The following is a 17,943-nucleotide window of genomic DNA, read 5'->3' on the forward strand; positions in this document are numbered from 1 at the left end:
TGATGGCGTTTGGTAAGCATTACGCTGTTATTAGAGTGGCAAAGCGGCAGCACACTGCTGTTGAATTAATCTTGAGGAACAACGTCATGTTAGTTGGTTTATTGATAGTGACAAGCTTCCTTGCAAGTAGTCTTTATTACTACGTTGAAGCTGTCAAAAATGCGATGGGTAAAAAACGTTGGTTAGTGGGCGGCATGATAATGGGGCCAATGCTACTACCTATGTTCACCATTTCTAAGAAAGTGCAGCTTCGTAAAACGGTTGGTTTTGATAGCTGTTACTTGCGCCCTTAGCTTTTGACAAATTTGCTCTAACGCTTGGCAATTCTTACTGCTGGGCGTATTGGGCTAGGTTTCCTCGCCTCTAGCAGATGTTTCATGTTTTTACCTTCTACTAGCAGCTGTTCAAATTTAGTTGCACTGACGGGTTTGCTGAACAAATAACCCTGCATCATTTCACATTCGTAGCGTTTTAGTATTTCTAACTGCTTCTCATGTTCTACACCTTCGGCTACTACTTTTAAGCCAAGGTTGTGCGCAATGTTGATAATAGACTCTGCCATGTGCTTGTCGACAGAACTCGTTGCGATATCGTCAATAAATGCTTTATCTATTTTCAGTGTGTGAATAGGGAATTTCTTGAGATAAGCCAAGGACGAATAGCCGGTGCCAAAGTCATCTAGCGCAAGGTGAATGCCACGCTCACGCAAACGCTGCATCATTTTAAGGGCCTGTTCTGGATTCTCCATCAAAGTGCCTTCAGTGATCTCACATTCCAAATGCAGTGGACTCAAGCCAACCTGCTTCAGAATTCGTTCGATTCGATCGTCAAGATCCGGCAGCTCAAACTGTTTAGCTGAAATATTAACTGCGACACGGCCAGTAAATAGTCCTGCATCAACCCATCGCTTTGTATCGATACAAGCTTTGCGCAAGACTTGCTCACCAATCTCAAGTATTTGACCTGTTTGCTCTGCTAAGGGGATAAATTGCCCTGGACTAACAATCCCTTTCTGCGGATGTTCAAATCTCACCAGCGCTTCCATACTCACTAAGCGGCCGGACATGATATCTACTTTAGGTTGATAAAAGACACTGAACAAATCTTCTTTGATACCAAAACGAATCAGGTTTTCAATCTGCAGTTGGCGTACTGCGTTCTGATTCATTTCACCACTGAAAAATTGATAGTTACTGCCGCCATTGTTTTTTGCAAAATACATCGCGGTATCCGCATTCTTAAGCAACTCTTGATGTGTAGTTCCGTCTTCAGGGTAGGCCGCAATACCAATACTCACACCCAGCACAAACTCTTGTTTGTTAATATAAAATGGACGCGATAGCGCATCAAGTATGTCTTGAGCAATGTGAGAAATACGGTGTACAGTAGCCGTCGCCTCAATCAACATACTAAACTCATCACCGCCTAAACGATAAGTAGTAGAGCTAGAGGTCGTTATTTTTTGTAAGCGACGTGCTATTTGCTTAATTAGTAAATCGCCCGTTTGGTGCCCAAGTGAGTCGTTTATCCGTTTGAAATTATCCATGTCGAGACAGATAAGCGCATGCGGAGTTTCACGACGAACTAAGTTTTCATGACTGGCTTGAAAAAAGGAACGATTGGGTAAATTGGTGAGTGGATCTGTGTTCGCTAGCTTCAACAACTCTTTTTCAGTTTTCTTGCGTGAACTGATATCGGAAAAAACACCTACGTAATGGCTAATATGATTGTCTTCGTTTCGAATAGCATCAATTGTCATTTCCAACTGATATTTTTCACCATTAATGCGCACGGCATCAATTTCACCAGACCAACTGCCTTTATGTTTGAGTGTCTTTTTGACTTCTTCGGTAAACGCTTCAGGGTACTGGCTGAAAGATAACTTGCTCGCCAGCGCTTTTTCTACCGTATCGCCAGTGCAGTTGCAGTAGGCGCTATTAACCGACATAAACTTAAACTCTTGATCGGCAATAAAAACGCCTTCGGTGATGTTTTCAAAGCTGCTCTTGAATAAATTGAGTTGTTCTTCAGCCTGCTTTAAATGATTGATGTTTTTTAAGGTGCCGGTCATGCGCAGTGAGTTATGATGGGCATCACGCTTAACTACTTTGCCTCTGTCGAGCACCCACACCCAGTCGCCAGAAAATGTTTTAACGCGATAAGCGAGCTCGAAGAATTGGGTTTTTCCCTCTAAATGATCATCAAGCGCTTGCTTTAAACGCTCAACGTCATTTTCGTGAACATTGTTCTCATAAGTAGTGTGACTGCGCATACTGTCTTGCGGAAAATCGATAGTGTTCCAGGTATTTGCTCGGTAAATTTGGCCGCTAGCGATATCCCAATCCCATAATTCATCACCACTAGATGATAGAGTGAGGGTTAAACGCTCAACGTCTTCGGTGAGGGTTTGATCGCGATTTTTACGAGACTTCATTTTGCTAACTTGATAAACCGCTAAGAATACGATGAAGAAGGCGTAAAATATAAGTGCGCGTGTATTCAGCCAAAATGGCTTTTCAACAGCTATTGCAAGCTCATTTTGCTGGGACCAATCACCACCATTAATACGCGCTTGCACTTTAAACAGATAGTCACCAAAAGATAGGTAGCTATAGGAAGCAAGCCGGTTAGTTGTGGTATACGTCCAGTCTTTATCTAGTCCATCGAGCATATAGCGATACTCGGTTGCGTTTGAATTGACGCTGTTAATGACGCCAAACTCAATGTTAATACGACTTTCGGAATGCGCCATGTTGAACTCTTCCATCATATACGCAGGCTGGGTAGTTGCTTCTGAATCAATATTTTTATTCGGAGCAGAGAAACTCAAAAACTGAGGTTTTATCGGTTTATCATACTTGTTAATATTTTGCTGTTTAGTTTGCAGATAATGAATACCAATCGAACCACCAATAAGCAGATTGCCGTCGTCTGTAGCAATGATAGCTTTTCGACCTAACTCATTGAAGTTTAATGCACTTTTAGAACGCCGCTTGACGATATTTGACGAGTTAAGGTCAAGTGTATAGATACCTTGTCTGCTGCCATACCAGATACTATTTTCAACGCCAATAGCTGAGCGTATATCAGAAGTAGCGCTGTCACTAAAGCCTTTTAGCTGTTTCAGCAGGGTTAAGCTAACTTTATCAAGTTTAAAAATCCCCTGATTTTCAGTAACGACCCAATAAGCGTCTTGATGGCTGTAAACATGAATGATGTTCAATTTGCCAAACTCTTCAAGACCAGAAGGTCGAGTATATTGGCTATTGCCGTTATCGCTGATCAGCACACCTACGTTTGTTTGCAGCCAGATCTTGTTGCGATCGTCTGCAAATACGGGAATAGCGACGGAAATGTCACTTGGGAGGCTGACGAAGGTTTCTTCATAACTCGTTGGATCGATGCTTGATAGCCCTTTATCTTGATGCCAAATCCAGATCCTGTTATCAAATATTTGAAGAGCCTCGAAGGACTTGTTAGCGTGAATTTGATTTTCGAACGTTAAGCCTTCACCACTATCTCCACTAATCCGATAGCTATAAATTCCTTCACTCGTTGCCAGCCATGCTTTGTTGTTAGCATCAATTTTAACGTCGTTTACCATTGCTGAAATATTCAGTGGGTATTGTTCGTAATACCCCTGTTTTTGATTAAACTTGTTGAGGCCGTCTAGCCTTGTTGCTACCCATATATTCTGTCCGGTGTCTTTTGCAAAAGCGATTACTTGGCGTCCTGATAAACTTTTGTTATCGCCCTCTACTGGTTTGAACAGCTTTAATGGGCTAGAAGCTGGATGAAAGTTGTGTAATCCCGCACTAGCCGTTCCTATCCAAGCTGTACCCATTCTCGACATAAGAATACTAGTGATATTGCTATCCTGTAATCCGCTTGAAAAGGCGTTATTGTGATTAATAACCGTTTGGATTTTTGAATCCTTGTCAGCAATCGCAAGCCCTCTATTGGTTCCAATCCATAGACTTTCACCGTCAAAATTAAGAGCGTTTATTACATTTGAAGGTAAGTCTGGATTAATTTCTTGTGACAGGTTGTGTTGTTTATTTGTGCTGAAATCTAGTGTGATCAACCCTTTATTAGTAGCAATCCAATATTTGTTACCGACAACTTCAATTTTGTTAATTTTTACCTTAGGAAGGGTGAAGTTCCATGGGTTTTGTAAGGTCAAATCAAAGAGCTGTCCTGAAATTTTATCGAAAATGAAGATACCCGAATATGCTGAACTCATCCATATTCTTGAATTTTCGTCTTTAATGTAGGTGATGCTTGTGGGGAAGGGGCTTTGACTAATGACTTGCGTTACTTTTTGACTCTCCGCATTCAGTCGATACAAAGAATTTTGAACTGTAAAATAAATTTCTTTCCCTGATGCACTGGCAATTGCGCTAATTTCACTTGCTTTTAAAATGCTGTTTTCACTATTTATTGTTGTAAAACTGTCTGTTTCATAGTGATATCGAGCTAAACCTTGGTCAGTGGCTATCCATAAATTTTGCTGGTCATCTATAACAATGCCGCTAACAGAATTACTTGGAATAGAACCCGAAACAGAAGCGTCCGCGCTGAATAGTTTATTTTGAAAACCGTCATACTTGCTCAAACCGTCACTGCTGACAATCCAAATGAACCCGTATTTATCCTCAACAGTTTGTATGACTTGACTCTGAGAAAAACCATTTTGAGCAGAGAGATGCTCAAAATTGAGGCTAGTCGATACCCTTGCAGCTGCCGGGGACAGGAACTGCATGCTGATCAGCATCATTAATATGAGCCATTTCTTGGAAAGGGCACCAGTCACAAGATCTACCGCCTGATTTTTTATTATTATTATTTTATAAGCTAGCTAAGAATGCCCAAAAAGCGATGTTGCCTCAAGCCATTATTAGCAGTTTAGTACTGTTTGCCTAAAACTTAAACAATCTGGTTCTTAATTGCTTAAAAAATAAACAGATTGTGTTTTTTAATGCATGTAATGTATACGCTTTTTGCTTGTTTTTCGATCGTATTTATTGATATTTAACAATATGTTTAAAGGCCGTCGGATCCTCAATGAATTCAAAGCCTGCAAAGCTGTTGCCGTGCTCGGTTTTGGGTTCTGTTATAAATATAGCTTTACCAATAAAGCTATCCGCAGTCAAATTCTCACAGCCTTTTTTAAATAAGTCGAATGTTAAGTCGTTTATAACGTGTTCCATTTGATTGTTTTCAGTTGATTTATTCAGGTCGTCGAAATCCATCCAGAGGCGTTGAGCTAATTGGTTTGTGTTTGCGTCGAAAACCCGGAACTGCTTTTTTAATGACTCTTTGAAATTATCAAAAATGGGAGCAAACTCCTCAATATTTTGCACGAATTCTTCCAACACTTCAGTCATAGCGGTATACAAATTGTTACTTGAATGTGTTGGCGACTGCACATACAAAGCTAAACCTGGGCGTTTGTTCACTGGGAAGTAACCACAACCAACAAGGTAGCCAAGATTCCTTTTATTGCGCAATTCATCAAACACAATAGGAGAGAGAAGTTTCTCAATGGCTATGTATAAACCACGGTTTTGCTTGCTATTGGAAGGAGCCTGAAAATAAAAAACAATGGCGTGCTCTTTATGTGACTGACCGTGTTGTATACAGAGTTTTTGTCGGCTTATTAGCGCAATATTTCTGCTCGACTTTAGTACTTTATTCATATCTTTAAAACAGTCAACAACTTTAGAATGAAAAGATTGTATTTGTGCTATAGACCAATTGCCAACGGCTAAACCTTCAATGTGTATTTTTTCAAAGTAGGTCCTAGCTTGTTGATGCAACTCACGTAGTGTTAATGTTTCAACTTCGGCTAATATTGATTCTTGACTGAACGTGTTCTCTTGAAGCAAGATGTTTACGTCTGCAAAAAGCTGGTTAATTGGTTTGTTGAGCAAGGTGTTCTTTAAACTCGACGCTACTTTTTCTTTTACCGCAGCAAAGGTTGCGGGTTTTATATTTAGTTTTTGAATAAAGCTAAGAATTTCCTGACACAGCATGAGTTGTCTATCAGAAAAACCACTCGTATGCAGTGTCATGCCTCCCTGGTGACCGTATACTCTGAAATAAATTCCTGCCATTTCAGCGCCGCTGTATGCTTCGCTAAGAGCTTCGCTTAAACAAGAAATCCACAGTCTTTTTATCGCGACGTTACGAGCATTCCCAATCATATTAGGATTTTCTAATGAGAGGTAGCAATCGCCTTTCGGGGTTTTAAATTGATGATTTTGAACAAATTTTAATAAGAAGTCAGAACTTTGGATCGTTTTTATCTGTGTTCTTTGAAGTTCTTTTGCCGCCAATCCAAAGTTTTCGCTCATATAGGGATTTTGTGGAGGTAGTTTCATCGATGTTAAATCATGCTCAACATCGATGACGTCCAAAGCTCTGATGCTATATGGCACTTCATATTGGGTTGTTACATCATCACATTTTGCTTTTGGATTAATGCAGTACACTCGTAAATTTTCTTTTTTGAAATAAGCAAAAAATTGTTGAAAAATTGCGTTATCAAAGTAGTCCATTATAACTTCAGATTCCAACGCTTGTTGCAGCGTTAGCTCATGCAGCTTAGTGGAGAGTAGGGCTGCCTCATCGATTGCTGAAGACAACGATGCATGTTTAACTTGCAAAGCTAATTGCTGTGCTTTTTCTTCAAATCGCCATTTTTCAATGCCTTTTTCTCGTAAAAAGTTAAACCACTGTAAAATTATCTGAATGATCTTTTCGGTATTTTCTAAACCCAGTTCGGTTAATCGTAAGTTAATGTTGATATCTTGGTAATTTTCACCCTCAATGCCACCGCTAGCCGTCAAATCAATTATAAACGCCATTCGCTTAAGGTAATGTTGTAATGTGTTTTCAGATGAGTCTTCAATTAAGTGAGTGAGCAAAAGAATTGGCTTGCTGCGATACCATTGAGAAACAGAAGGCAAACAAAAAGTCAGCATCAGATTTTGTGCGAATTTAAAGGGTTTTACCTCAATTAAACAGTTTTTATGATGCGCTAAATAAAGCTCTGGATAGCGCTTTGTTACGCTACTGATATCGCTGCACTTGATAGTAAGAAATTTTGCTTCAATGGAGGTTATGAGTTCCGCGCTTGCCGCTTCTTTGGGCAAAACAATGCAAGCCTTCATATTTTTCGCATCAAAATAGCGTTGATGATGCATGTGCAATTTTTGCTGTAGTTCCGTTTTACTAAATTGCGTAAATATGCGCTTGTTGCCAACGCTAAATCGACTGAAAGGGTGCTTTGGATTACAAGTCTGTTTGTGAACGTCGTAAAGACGGCGCACGTCATCCTGCTTTCTCATAGAAAACTCTGCGTCAATGGCATCGATTTCTTGCGTTATACCCTCTACAGTTAAGGATGGCCTCGTAAGCATATCAATCAGAACATCTAATGCATTGGAGAACTGGTTTAGGGGACAATCAAAATGAAAATTACAAGTTTCCGCTGAAGTCCAAGCATTTACGAAGCCCCCATGCGTATTTAGCAGTTGATTTAAAAAGTTACCATCGGGATAATGCTCGCTGCCTGCAAAAAGCATATGTTCCATAAGATGAGATAGGCCTTGGCAGTCATCAGGATCACTAAAATGTCCCATCTCAATTGATATAGAAACTGACGCTTTTTGCGCATCAGAACAAGCTATCAAAGCATACTCGAGTCCATTCTCAAGTTCGCGTGAAGAGTAATCTCGATTTGTTAGTCTTGATTGGGGCAATGCGTTTCCTTTTGTCTTATGTTGTAATAAAACCTGTAATTAGAATAGTTGTAAAGGATTTTCGACCGCTGTCGTTAAATTTATACTAAAAGATAATGTGAACTGGCCTAATAAAGTGTTAGCGTCCAGTTGCCAGAAAACTTCATAAAAAAGATAAATATTTCATGATTATATTTGTAATGCGTCATGGTGAGGCTGAGCCATATAAACAAGATGATCAATCAAGACATCTTACACGGTTTGGTATCACGCAGTCAGAGCATGCGGCAAAATGGATGGCTAAACAATTAAAGGAAAATGCAAAGTTAAGTCAAGTTGACCTTACTTTGGTGAGTCCATATGTTAGAACAATTGAAACATTGACTGCCGTTGAAGCGTTTTTACCGATAGAAAGAATAGCGAAGACTGATAAAGTCACGCCCGTTGGAAATGCAAAGCAAGTTCAAAATCTCATTGACTTTGAGCTTTTGCAAGACAACGCTATTCAATGTTTGCTGATAATTAGTCATATGCCACTGGTGAGTTTGTTGAGCGATGTTGTTTGTCATGGATTTAATGCGCGAATATTTGATACTGCTGACGTATTAATGATTGACTACGATCCAGTGCTTTCAATGGGGAGCCAGTTGGGGTTTTATCAAAGTCTCACCTAATAGCGCTCTAAATTTAGTTTTTCTTCACTAGCGATTGATTAACGGGAAGAATTCAGACTTTTTTCAACAGTACTACGATTTTTTGTGACCTTCTTGTCGATCATATATTTAGTATTTTCTAATATTACCGATACATACCTTATACTCATCAACCCAAGTGCTTGAACTGCTCATATGTCAAAAAAGTCACTCCCATTAACGTTGTATCAAACGCTTGAAAAACATGCTCAAGATGCTGATATTAACGATGATGAGGAACTCCAAGACATTTTAAAAAAGTTGACCGCTTTGAATGAAAAGGTTGAGGCTATAAAACAACGCGCACGCGACAAGCGAGTTGAAAAAGCCCCTAACGTGATCCTGCTAAACTCACGAAGATAGATTAATACCGATGGGCGGCTCGAGCTACTTATTGTTTCAATGCCGCTTCTACATCTGCAAGCGATTTATAATAGAGTGGTAAAATTCTAACTGTTTTTATCATATTACCGCTGATATCAACTATCTCTACTGGATATCCAGCCAATCGCAAACTAATGTTGTTTTCTGGTATTTCTTCTAAATACTCTAATATTAAGCCATTTAGCGTTTTTGGGCCTTCCGTCGGGAAATACCAATCCATTTCTTTATTTAGTTCTCTAATGTTGGCACTACCGTCTACCAAGTAACTTCCATCAGGCTGCTCAATCGCTTCCTTACTGTAATCAGGAAGCATTGAAGTTGTAAAATCGCCAATGATTTCTTCCAATATATCTTCTAAGGTCACTAAGCCCTGAATATCGCCATACTCGTCTACCACTAGGCCAATACGTTCTCTTACCGCTTGAAACTTATACATTAAGGTATGCAGTGATGTGGAGTCCGGTGTGTAATAAATTTCCTTAACAGCGCGCAACATGGTCGCTTTTGTAAATTGATCTTTTGATAACAGTCTAAGCGCATCGCGCACGTGGATGAAGCCGACTGCATCATCGATACTGTCACGGTAAAGCAAAACGCGGGTATGTTGCGAATGCGTAAGCTGTTTTTGAATATCTTTCCAATCGTCATTGATATCAATGGCGTAAATATCACTGCGTGCAACCATGATGTCTTCTGCGGTGACTTTTTCCAGATCTAGGATACTCACCAACATGTCTTGGTGTTTCTTCGGAATAAGGTTTCCAGCTTCGTAAACAACGGTGCGCAATTCTTCTCGACTTAAGGAGTCACCGTTGTCGCCATTTGGGTTTATGCGCAAAATCATTAGGATGATATTGGTGAATCCGTTCACTAACTTTACAAATGGAGTAAATATAAACAGCAGAGGCAACAGAAGGAGAGAGCTTGGATATGCTATTTTTTCTGGATACATTGCTGCTAAGGTTTTTGGCGTTACTTCTGCAAATACCAGCATTACGAGGGTCAAGCCGAATGTAGTTACTATCGTACCGTAAAACTCACCAAAGTATCGAGAGGCGATAATACCTGCGATAAGCGAAGCCGCAATATTTGCTAAGTTATTGCCAATTAAGATTAGTCCGATAAGTTTGTCAGGTCGGTCAATCAATTTTTGAACGCGCAATGCTCTGGGATCGCCTTCGTTCGCTAAGTGCTTTAGCTTGTATCGGTTGATCGTCATCATGCCTGTTTCAGAACTTGAAAAATAGGCTGAAACGACAATCAAAACAGCAAGAATAGTAAAAAGTGTTTCAGTGGAAATAGCGTCCAACTATGAGTTTCCTCGTTGTAAATGTGTGAATAAATAAAACGTTTTGGTACGTGTTTTAGTCATTATTTTCTAAGAGCTAGTATCCACTATTCAAAAGCGAGTATCTAGTATTAAAAAAGCGCTTTGCAACTAAGCATTGCGATATATGCGGAGTAACTTATTTAACTTGGGCCATATTATAAGATAATCTCTCGTACAAATCGACTACCAAAATAAGCCAGTGTCAACAGCGTAACGCCCACTAAATTAAACGTAACTAGGATGCGCGCTTTTAATCCCGAGAAGTGATGCAGCAGCAAGGCAAGTGCATAAACAAGAAAGGCGGAGCTTGATAGGATTGTTTTGTGTGCATATCCATCAGCAAACATATTCGGTATAAAGATAAAGCCCGAAGCCAGCGCGATAGCGAGCAATATGGTGCCGACTATCATTAATTTTGTCAGAATATGTTCTACTGAAAGTAGCGGAGGAAGTTGATTATTCGCCAATGATATTTGTTTGTGTTTCAACTGATAATTAATGTAAGAAAGCTGAAGAGCGTATAAAAAGCTAATACTTAGCACACCAAATGCGAACAAGCTTAAAATAATATGACTGATAAGCCCAAAACTCATGTTGACATGAATACCAGCAGTTTGTGGTACAAAAATTTGCAGGGTAATAAACAGGGCGGAAAATAAACTTACGACCGGCAAAAAAACTAAATTTTTTATATACGCGTTAGCGGTCAACATTGTGACCGTAACTAACCACGCAAGCAAAACGGCAACTTGCGTCATAGTCAATTGTTCAGATTGGTTATTAATATTAGTTAATAAAATAATCGCTAAATGACCAAGCGTTGCTGCATATAATAAATAATGGGGCAGTTTACTTACTTGATTGTGAGGTGAAAAAAAAGCTTTGGTCAGCGCTATACCTGCCCATAAATATAGACAAAAGGTAGGCACGTACACAGCAAAAGTATAATCCATCATTTAACCTTTATTAACTTACCGATGACTTTATAGCAAAACGGTATCGATATGCGCAACATAAGTATTGTATACTCTAGGGTAATCATAGCGAAATCAAATTATTTATATGTTTCAAAATTTATCAGACAGATTAGGCCAAACCCTCAAGAACATCAGTGGTAAAGGCAGAATAACCGAAGACAATATAAAAGAAACCTTGCGTGAAGTTCGTATGGCGCTTCTTGAAGCGGATGTGGCATTGCCTGTCATTAAAGACTTCGTAGCGCGCGTTAAAGAGCGCTCAGTTGGTATCGAGGTTTCTAAAAGTCTAAACCCTGGTCAAATGTTGATTAAAATTGTTCAAGGTGAACTTGAAACAATAATGGGTTCTGAGAACGAAGGTTTAAACCTTGCGGCAACCCCGCCAGCAGTCATTATGATGGCTGGTTTGCAGGGTGCGGGTAAAACCACCAGTGTCGGCAAGCTCTCAAAGTACCTAAAAGAACGTGAAAAGAAAAAAGTGATGGTAGTGAGCGCTGACGTTTATAGACCTGCCGCTATTAAACAGCTTCAAACTTTGGCCGAAGAGGTTGATGTTGAGTTTTTCCCTTCATCAGCATTACAACGACCGATTGATATTGTCGAAGGCGCAATCGCTCAGGCAAAGCTAAAGTTCATTGATGTATTGATTGTGGACACGGCGGGTAGACTGGCTGTTGATGCTGAAATGATGCAAGAGATTCAGGAGCTACATAAGGCCGTTAAGCCTGTTGAGACCCTGTTCGTTGTTGACGCTATGACAGGTCAAGATGCAGCCAACACGGCGAAAGCATTCAACGAAGCGCTACCATTAACTGGCGTGATTTTGACGAAGGCTGACGGTGATGCTCGTGGCGGTGCCGCCTTATCGGTTAAACACATTACCGGCAAACCAATTAAATTCTTGGGTATGGGTGAAAAGCTAGATGCCTTAGAACCTTTCCATCCTCAGCGAATCGCTAGTCGTATCTTGGGCATGGGCGATGTACTAAGCTTGATCGAAGAAGTTGAGCGCAAAGTCGATAAAGACAAGGCGCAGCAACTTGCTCAGAAAATGAAGAAGGGTAAAGGATTTGATCTACAAGACTTCAAAGAGCAGTTAGAACAGATGAAAAACATGGGCGGAATGATGTCGCTCATGGATAAGATGCCGGGCATGGGTAACATGACTGCTAAAATTAAAGACCAAGCGAATGATAAACAGTTTAATCAAATGGAAGCCATTATCAATTCGATGACTCCCGGCGAGCGTCAGCGTCCGGATGTTATTAAAGGTTCACGCAAACGCCGCATAGCTGCCGGCTCGGGTACACAAATTCAAGACGTGAATAAGCTACTTAAGCAGTTTATGCAAATGCAAAAGATGATGAAAAAAATGTCGGGTGGCGGCATGAAGAAAATGATGCGCGGGATGGGGGGCATGATGCCTCCGGGTGGTCCTGGTGGATTTGGCCCGAGATAATTGGTAATTTCTGTGATAAAAAACGGGCTTAATTAGCCCGTTTTTTATGTGCAATTAAAAGCTAAACGCGTGCAGAATTAAATTCAAACGTATGCGGAATTAAATGCCAAACGGAGCAGAGCGAGTCCCCTATCCATAAGAAACGCGCTTTTCGTCATCCTGACCGCTCACACAAAACATCCCTGTTTTGTGAAGGTTTCTTATGGATAGGGGACTCGCTCTGCTCCGTTTGGCTTTTAAATGACAATTACCTTGCAAAATAAGCCGTGGGGCGTATAATTCGCGCACCTTTTTTCCGGCACAGCTGGAACTAGGTATGTTAACGGTAACACTACAAAGAGTTTGAGGCATATATGGTTACTATACGTTTACAACGTGGTGGCGCTAAAAAGCGTCCATTTTATCAAGTAGTTGTTGCAGACAGTCGTCGTGCACGCAACGGTAAGTTCATTGAAAACTTGGGTTTCTTCAATCCAACTGCACAAGGTCAAGCTGAACGTTTACGTTTAGACCTAGAGCGTGTTGAGTATTGGGTAGGCGTAGGTGCAGGTGTTTCTGACCGCGTAGCTCGCTTGGTAAAAGATGCAAAAGTTGCTGCTTAGTAGCGCTTTCGTATCAGTGATTTGAGGTAAAGATGAGTTCAGCGTCTGACACAATTATTGTTGGCAAAATCGGTGCTCCTTACGGAGTGAAAGGTTGGGTCAAAATAAACAGCTTTACACAGGTCACAGCAGATATATTTGGTTATTCGCCTTGGCGCTTAAACGGCAACGGTTGTGATAATCAAGAGATACAAATTGACGAGTGGCGAGCGCAAGGTAAAGGTTTAGTCGCTAAGTTGGTTGGAGTAGATTCACGAGACGATGCTGAGCATGTTAAAAATGCTGAGATTTCGGTTCCGACATCAGTTCTCCCCGAGTTAGAAGAAGACTTTTACTGGAAGGACTTAATAGGCATGCAGGTGGTAACCGATAAAGGCTACGATTTGGGCGTCATTAAGGACATGTTCGAAACAGGTGCAAACGATGTCATGCTTGTAAAAGCAAAAACAAACGATGCATTCGGTCAAAAAGAACGTTTATTGCCATTCCTTCACGACCAAGTTGTGTTGAGTGTTGATAAGCAGGCTAAGTCTATTACGGTGGACTGGGACCCAGGTTTTTAATGAAACCTACCCAACGTTTCGGTGTAGTGACGCTATTTCCTGAAATGTTTGAACCCTTCTTGAATCAAGGAGTGTTCGGCAGAGCAGTAAAAAACGGCATTATACAAGTGGATATGTTTAATCCCCGCGATTACACCACTGATAAACATCGAACCGTTGATGATCGCCCTTATGGCGGTGGCCCTGGAATGCTGATGATGGTGCAGCCATTAACAGACGCAATATCTGATGCAAAAAAAGCATTAGGTGAAAATAGCTTGGTTGTGTACTTATCACCGCAAGGTAAAACACTAAACCAGACTGAGGTTCAGTCTTTAACTCAGCTACCTAATATAATATTAGTAGCAGGGCGATACGAAGGCATTGATGAGCGCGTTATTAACACCTTAGTTGACCAGGAATGGTCGATTGGGGATTACGTCTTAAGTGGCGGCGAGCTACCAGCAATGGTGTTGATGGATTCCGTATCGAGATTGTTGCCAGATGTATTGGGGCATAATCAATCAGCAGTGGAAGATTCATTCACTAATGGTTTATTAGATTGTCCTCATTATACGCGGCCCGAAGTACTAAATGGTGAAGCAGTTCCTAGTGTGTTGTTAAGTGGCAATCATGAAAAAATTAGGCAGTGGCGACTCACAAAGTCTTTAGAAAGAACATTGGAAAGACGCCCTGATTTATTAAATTACCTAGCTCTGACTGAGGAGCAACAAAAAATTCTGACTCAACTTAAACGTGAGCAGAAGTTGCAGCAAGAAGACAGTTAACTAGGATGAGAGGATCTGATGAGTAAAGTAAGTCAAAATATCATCAAAATGATTGAGCAAGCACAGCTCAAAACTGATGTCCCGGCATTTGGCCCGGGTGACACTGTAGTTGTTAAAGTAAGAGTAAAAGAAGGCGAAAAAGAACGTCTTCAGGCATACGAAGGCGTAGTAATCGCTAAGCGTAACCGTGGTCTACACTCTGCTTTCACTGTACGTAAGATTTCTAGTGGTGAAGGTGTAGAGCGTGTGTTCCAAACTCACAGCCCAGCAATTTCTTCTATTGAAGTGAAACGTCGTGGTGCTGTTCGTCGCGCTAAGTTGTACTACTTACGTGAACGTTCAGGTAAATCTGCACGTATCAAAGAAAAACTTAACTAATTTTAATTTAGTGTCATCGTTAACATTCAAAAGCCCGCTTAATTGCGGGCTTTTTGTTTTTAGGCTCATCACATTGGTCGTAAATTAAGTAATATTACACCACTTGTTTATCGTTTTTGAATAACGCTACAAATTCATCTCCACTAATTGCTGGGCTTTTGAAATAGCCTTGATATGTATTACAATTATGTGCTTTTAAAAACGCTAGTTGCCCTTCAGTTTCAACACCTTCGGCAACAACTTTTAAGTTTAAATCCTGCGCCATTGAAAGTATCGCTCCAGTAATTTGCATATCTTGGGGGTTATCCGGTATGTCCATAATGAAGCTTCTATCAATTTTTAAAATATCGACATCGAAATATTTCAAGTAGGCTAGGGAGGAATATCCAGTACCAAAGTCATCAATGGCTAATCGAATACCCAATTTTTTCATTTTTTTCAAAATGTTACTTGTATAGCTTTGGTTGTGTACTAACATCCCTTCAGTTATTTCAAACACAATACTTTTCGGGTTGATACCGGTTTCAGCAAGTGCAATCGAAATATCATTAATCAGTGAGCCATCGTTAAACTGCACAGGAGATAAATTAATGGCTAGATATTCGAGTTCAATACCATTTTGTTGCCACTTTACGAACTCTTTAAACGATTCTCTAATAACCCATCTACCTAATCTCACTATTTGGCCTGTCGTCTCAGCCGCACTAATAAATTTGTCTGGGGTAATGTAGCCAAGTTCAGGATGAAACCAGCGCATTAAACATTCAGCGCTCAAAATCTGATTGTTTGAGCAATTTACAATAGGTTGGAAGTGAAGTGAAAAGGCTTGGTTTGCAATCGCAAGCTCTATATTAGCTTCAAGCTCTAATTTTGTTTTTAAACTCGTAGTAAATTCACTTTGATATAATTGCGCCCTATTTTTACCCTCTGCTTTAGCGTGATAAAGTGACGTATCTGCGTTTCGAAACAAGTGTACATAATCTTCACCATGAATCGGATAAAGGCTGGCGCCAATGGTTATCGTGACATTTAAGGATAGTCTAACGCTATTGTTAAGGACAACGGGAGTTGTAAACGCATCAATGAAGCTATTCGCAATACTAATCAACTTATCACTATCTCTTATGTTTCGAACGATAATCATAAATTCATCGCCACCAATGCGACCTAAGGTATCATCCTCTCTTAGTCGCTTCTTCAGACGCCTAGAAACTCGAGTCAATAGCTGGTCCCCAACAATATGACCGTAATTATCGTTTACGTTTTTAAAAGAATCTAAATCAATTAATAATATGCCGAATAGTGTTCCTGTAGATTTCGCTATATCGACTAAAGCTATCAATTTTTGTTCTATCGAATGTCTGTTTGGGAGACCTGTTAGGCTGTCAAAAAAGGCGAGTTTCTTTAATTCTTTTTCAGCATTAACTTGTTCTGTCATATCTATCATGACCCAAGCCTGTCTGTCAGCTAAATTACAACCTTCAAAAGTAATCCATCGACGTGAACCATCTTTATGTTGTATCTGCATCGTGCTTTTTGATTGCAAGTCAGTATTTCTGGTAACACTTTCATAAAAGTCTTGGTTCGGCTCCAGCTTTCCAGAAAATAAGCAGTTGAAAAAATCTTCCACACGGGACAATTCGGTTTTAGAGTAACCCGTTAAGTGCTCGCCACGCTTATTAATAGTGATGGAATTATTAACCACCGAAAAAACAGCTACAGGCATCGCGCTGACAAAATTTAATAATTTAATGTGTTGGTCTAGGAGTAATTGTTTCGCATTTTTTTGAAGCGTAATATCCTGATTAATACCAACACAAATATCTGGTTCACCATTGCTACCTTGAATGATCTCTGAGGTACCTGAAAGATGTCGAATATTCTCGTGACTGTCAATAATGCGAAAATCAAAAGCCATGCTCTGTTTTTTCTCTAACGAATCAGCAAATATTTGTATTGTTCTCTCTTTGTCATCTGGATGGAGCGTGTTTATAAAATCTGAAAACTGCCCAGTGAATTCAGCGGGTTTAACATCAAAGATGTCAAACATCCGTTCATCCCAGCTTATTTTGCCCGTTTTTGTATCAAACTCCCATACACCCAGTTGCCCTGCTTTGAGGGCTAATTTTAAGCGTTCAGATAGTTTAAATAATGATTTTTGACGGCGTTTTTCTTCAGTAATATCCACAAATGATGTAATTGAAACTGAAGGTTTATCTGCACCGTTAGCAAAAATAGGCTGAGAATTGATTTTTAGCCAGCGAACATGGCCAGACGAATCATTAACGCCCATGGTAAAATCATAAACGGGTTTGCCTAATGATATTGCAAGTGATGAGGGGTGGTCTTCGGGAGGACAAGGGTTGCCAGCCTCAGTAATGGTGCCCCAGCTAGGATCAGCATTGTCTAGCCCACGCATTTGCGCGCTGCTAAGCCCCAATATTTTTTCTGATGCTGGATTATTTGAAATGATCACACCACTTGCATCTTGAATAACGACACCTTCCAGTAAGCTGTTCAGAATAATTCCTTCATCCTGAGTTAATTTGAACGGTAGAGTTTTACTTGCATCAGCATCCATCAAAATATTCATACTAATAACAAGCATTGTCTCGTTATTGCTACTAAAAGAGTTGAGTGTACAAATTAGTTTATGTTGATAACTTTGATGGAAAAACTCTGTTTGTACTGAGGCTGATAAGCCTACGTCAGCTGCTGCTTGTTTAAGTGCAATTTGGATACTTTCCAAAAATACTTTGTCAGGTATGTCATGGTTAGGCCATGTATCTCCAGCTTTAACGAATAGCTCTTGCTTAGCATACTTATGAAGACCTTGCTCCCATAACTTATTGCAAAAAATAACACGACCATCGAGTGACGTTAAAGCAATATGCTCTGGAACGCAGTTCAACGCATCTAAAAGCTCTTTTTCTAGCATCAAATTTTAGTGCCCTATAGCGGTTGAGCTACAATTAACTTTGTATAAGCAACGCTGTTAGTCTTGTTAATAATTCCATTTTGAAGACTGTTTTTTTGATTTGGTTTA

At 40.1% G+C, this 17,943-nt stretch carries 13 protein-coding genes; 8 read left to right on the plus strand and 5 right to left on the minus strand.

Translation table 11 applies throughout. From position 1 onward, the window contains the following. Nucleotides 1-86 precede the first annotated feature (86 nt). Entirely contained in the window at nt 87-293 is a 207-nt protein-coding gene (locus GNIT_RS05725) for a hypothetical protein (RefSeq protein WP_014108208.1), read from the plus strand. A gap of 17 nt (nt 294-310) precedes the next feature. Here GNIT_RS05725 and GNIT_RS05730 read toward each other — a convergent pair whose 3' ends face one another. Both GNIT_RS05730 and GNIT_RS05735 read right to left on the minus strand, forming a co-directional pair. Next, entirely contained in the window at nt 311-4,777 is a 4,467-nt protein-coding gene (locus tag GNIT_RS05730) for an EAL domain-containing protein (RefSeq protein ID WP_014108209.1), read from the minus strand. 244 nt (nt 4,778-5,021) lie between these two features. After that, nucleotides 5,022-7,766, minus strand: a complete 2,745-nt coding sequence (locus tag GNIT_RS05735) for an insulinase family protein (protein WP_014108210.1) — start codon at nt 7,764-7,766, stop codon at nt 5,022-5,024. Nucleotides 7,767-7,930: 164 nt separating this feature from the next. Between GNIT_RS05735 and sixA the strand changes: the two genes are divergently transcribed. After that, nucleotides 7,931-8,419: a phosphohistidine phosphatase SixA gene (gene sixA / locus GNIT_RS05740; RefSeq protein ID WP_014108211.1), complete on the plus strand. Its 489-nt coding sequence runs from the start codon at nt 7,931-7,933 to the stop codon at nt 8,417-8,419. A 174-nt stretch (nt 8,420-8,593) separates the two neighbouring features. Continuing rightward, nucleotides 8,594-8,800 (plus strand): hypothetical protein, encoded by a 207-nt coding sequence (locus GNIT_RS05745; RefSeq protein ID WP_014108212.1) that lies wholly within the window; start codon nt 8,594-8,596, stop codon nt 8,798-8,800. Between the two features lie 28 nt (nt 8,801-8,828). Here GNIT_RS05745 and GNIT_RS05750 read toward each other — a convergent pair whose 3' ends face one another. Continuing rightward, nucleotides 8,829-10,130 carry an HlyC/CorC family transporter gene (locus tag GNIT_RS05750; protein WP_014108213.1) on the minus strand — a complete coding sequence of 434 codons (1,302 nt, stop codon included), beginning with the start codon at nt 10,128-10,130 and terminating at the stop codon, nt 8,829-8,831. Nucleotides 10,131-10,306: 176 nt separating this feature from the next. Next, the gene (locus GNIT_RS05755) at nt 10,307-11,104 is read right to left on the minus strand and encodes a cytochrome C assembly family protein (protein WP_014108214.1); all 798 of its coding nucleotides are present in this window, start codon (nt 11,102-11,104) and stop codon (nt 10,307-10,309) included. Between the two features lie 109 nt (nt 11,105-11,213). Here GNIT_RS05755 and ffh point away from each other — a divergent pair, with 109 nt between their 5' ends. The 5 genes from ffh (at nt 11,214) to rplS (ending at nt 14,897) form a co-directional block, all read left to right on the plus strand. After that, nucleotides 11,214-12,587 (plus strand): signal recognition particle protein, encoded by a 1,374-nt coding sequence (gene ffh, locus GNIT_RS05760; protein WP_014108215.1) that lies wholly within the window; start codon nt 11,214-11,216, stop codon nt 12,585-12,587. A gap of 353 nt (nt 12,588-12,940) precedes the next feature. Continuing rightward, nucleotides 12,941-13,189 carry a 30S ribosomal protein S16 gene (gene rpsP / locus GNIT_RS05765; protein WP_014108216.1) on the plus strand — a complete coding sequence of 83 codons (249 nt, stop codon included), beginning with the start codon at nt 12,941-12,943 and terminating at the stop codon, nt 13,187-13,189. 32 nt (nt 13,190-13,221) lie between these two features. After that, nucleotides 13,222-13,752, plus strand: coding sequence for a ribosome maturation factor RimM (gene rimM, locus GNIT_RS05770; protein WP_014108217.1), 531 nt, complete (start codon nt 13,222-13,224; stop codon nt 13,750-13,752). Next, the gene (gene trmD / locus GNIT_RS05775; RefSeq protein WP_014108218.1) at nt 13,752-14,519 is read left to right on the plus strand and encodes a tRNA (guanosine(37)-N1)-methyltransferase TrmD; all 768 of its coding nucleotides are present in this window, start codon (nt 13,752-13,754) and stop codon (nt 14,517-14,519) included. Before rimM ends, trmD begins: the two co-directional genes overlap by 1 nt. 18 nt (nt 14,520-14,537) lie before the next feature. Further along, on the plus strand, nt 14,538-14,897 hold the full coding sequence (gene rplS, locus GNIT_RS05780; protein ID WP_014108219.1) for a 50S ribosomal protein L19: 360 nt from the start codon (nt 14,538-14,540) through the stop codon (nt 14,895-14,897). Nucleotides 14,898-14,991: 94 nt separating this feature from the next. Here the strand turns inward: rplS and GNIT_RS17645 are convergent, their stop codons facing one another. After that, nucleotides 14,992-17,835 (minus strand): GGDEF and EAL domain-containing protein, encoded by a 2,844-nt coding sequence (locus GNIT_RS17645; RefSeq protein ID WP_014108220.1) that lies wholly within the window; start codon nt 17,833-17,835, stop codon nt 14,992-14,994. Nucleotides 17,836-17,943 lie beyond the last annotated feature (108 nt).

Origin of the sequence: Glaciecola nitratireducens FR1064, from assembly GCF_000226565.1 — a bacterium.
GTDB lineage: Bacteria > Pseudomonadota > Gammaproteobacteria > Enterobacterales > Alteromonadaceae > Glaciecola > Glaciecola nitratireducens.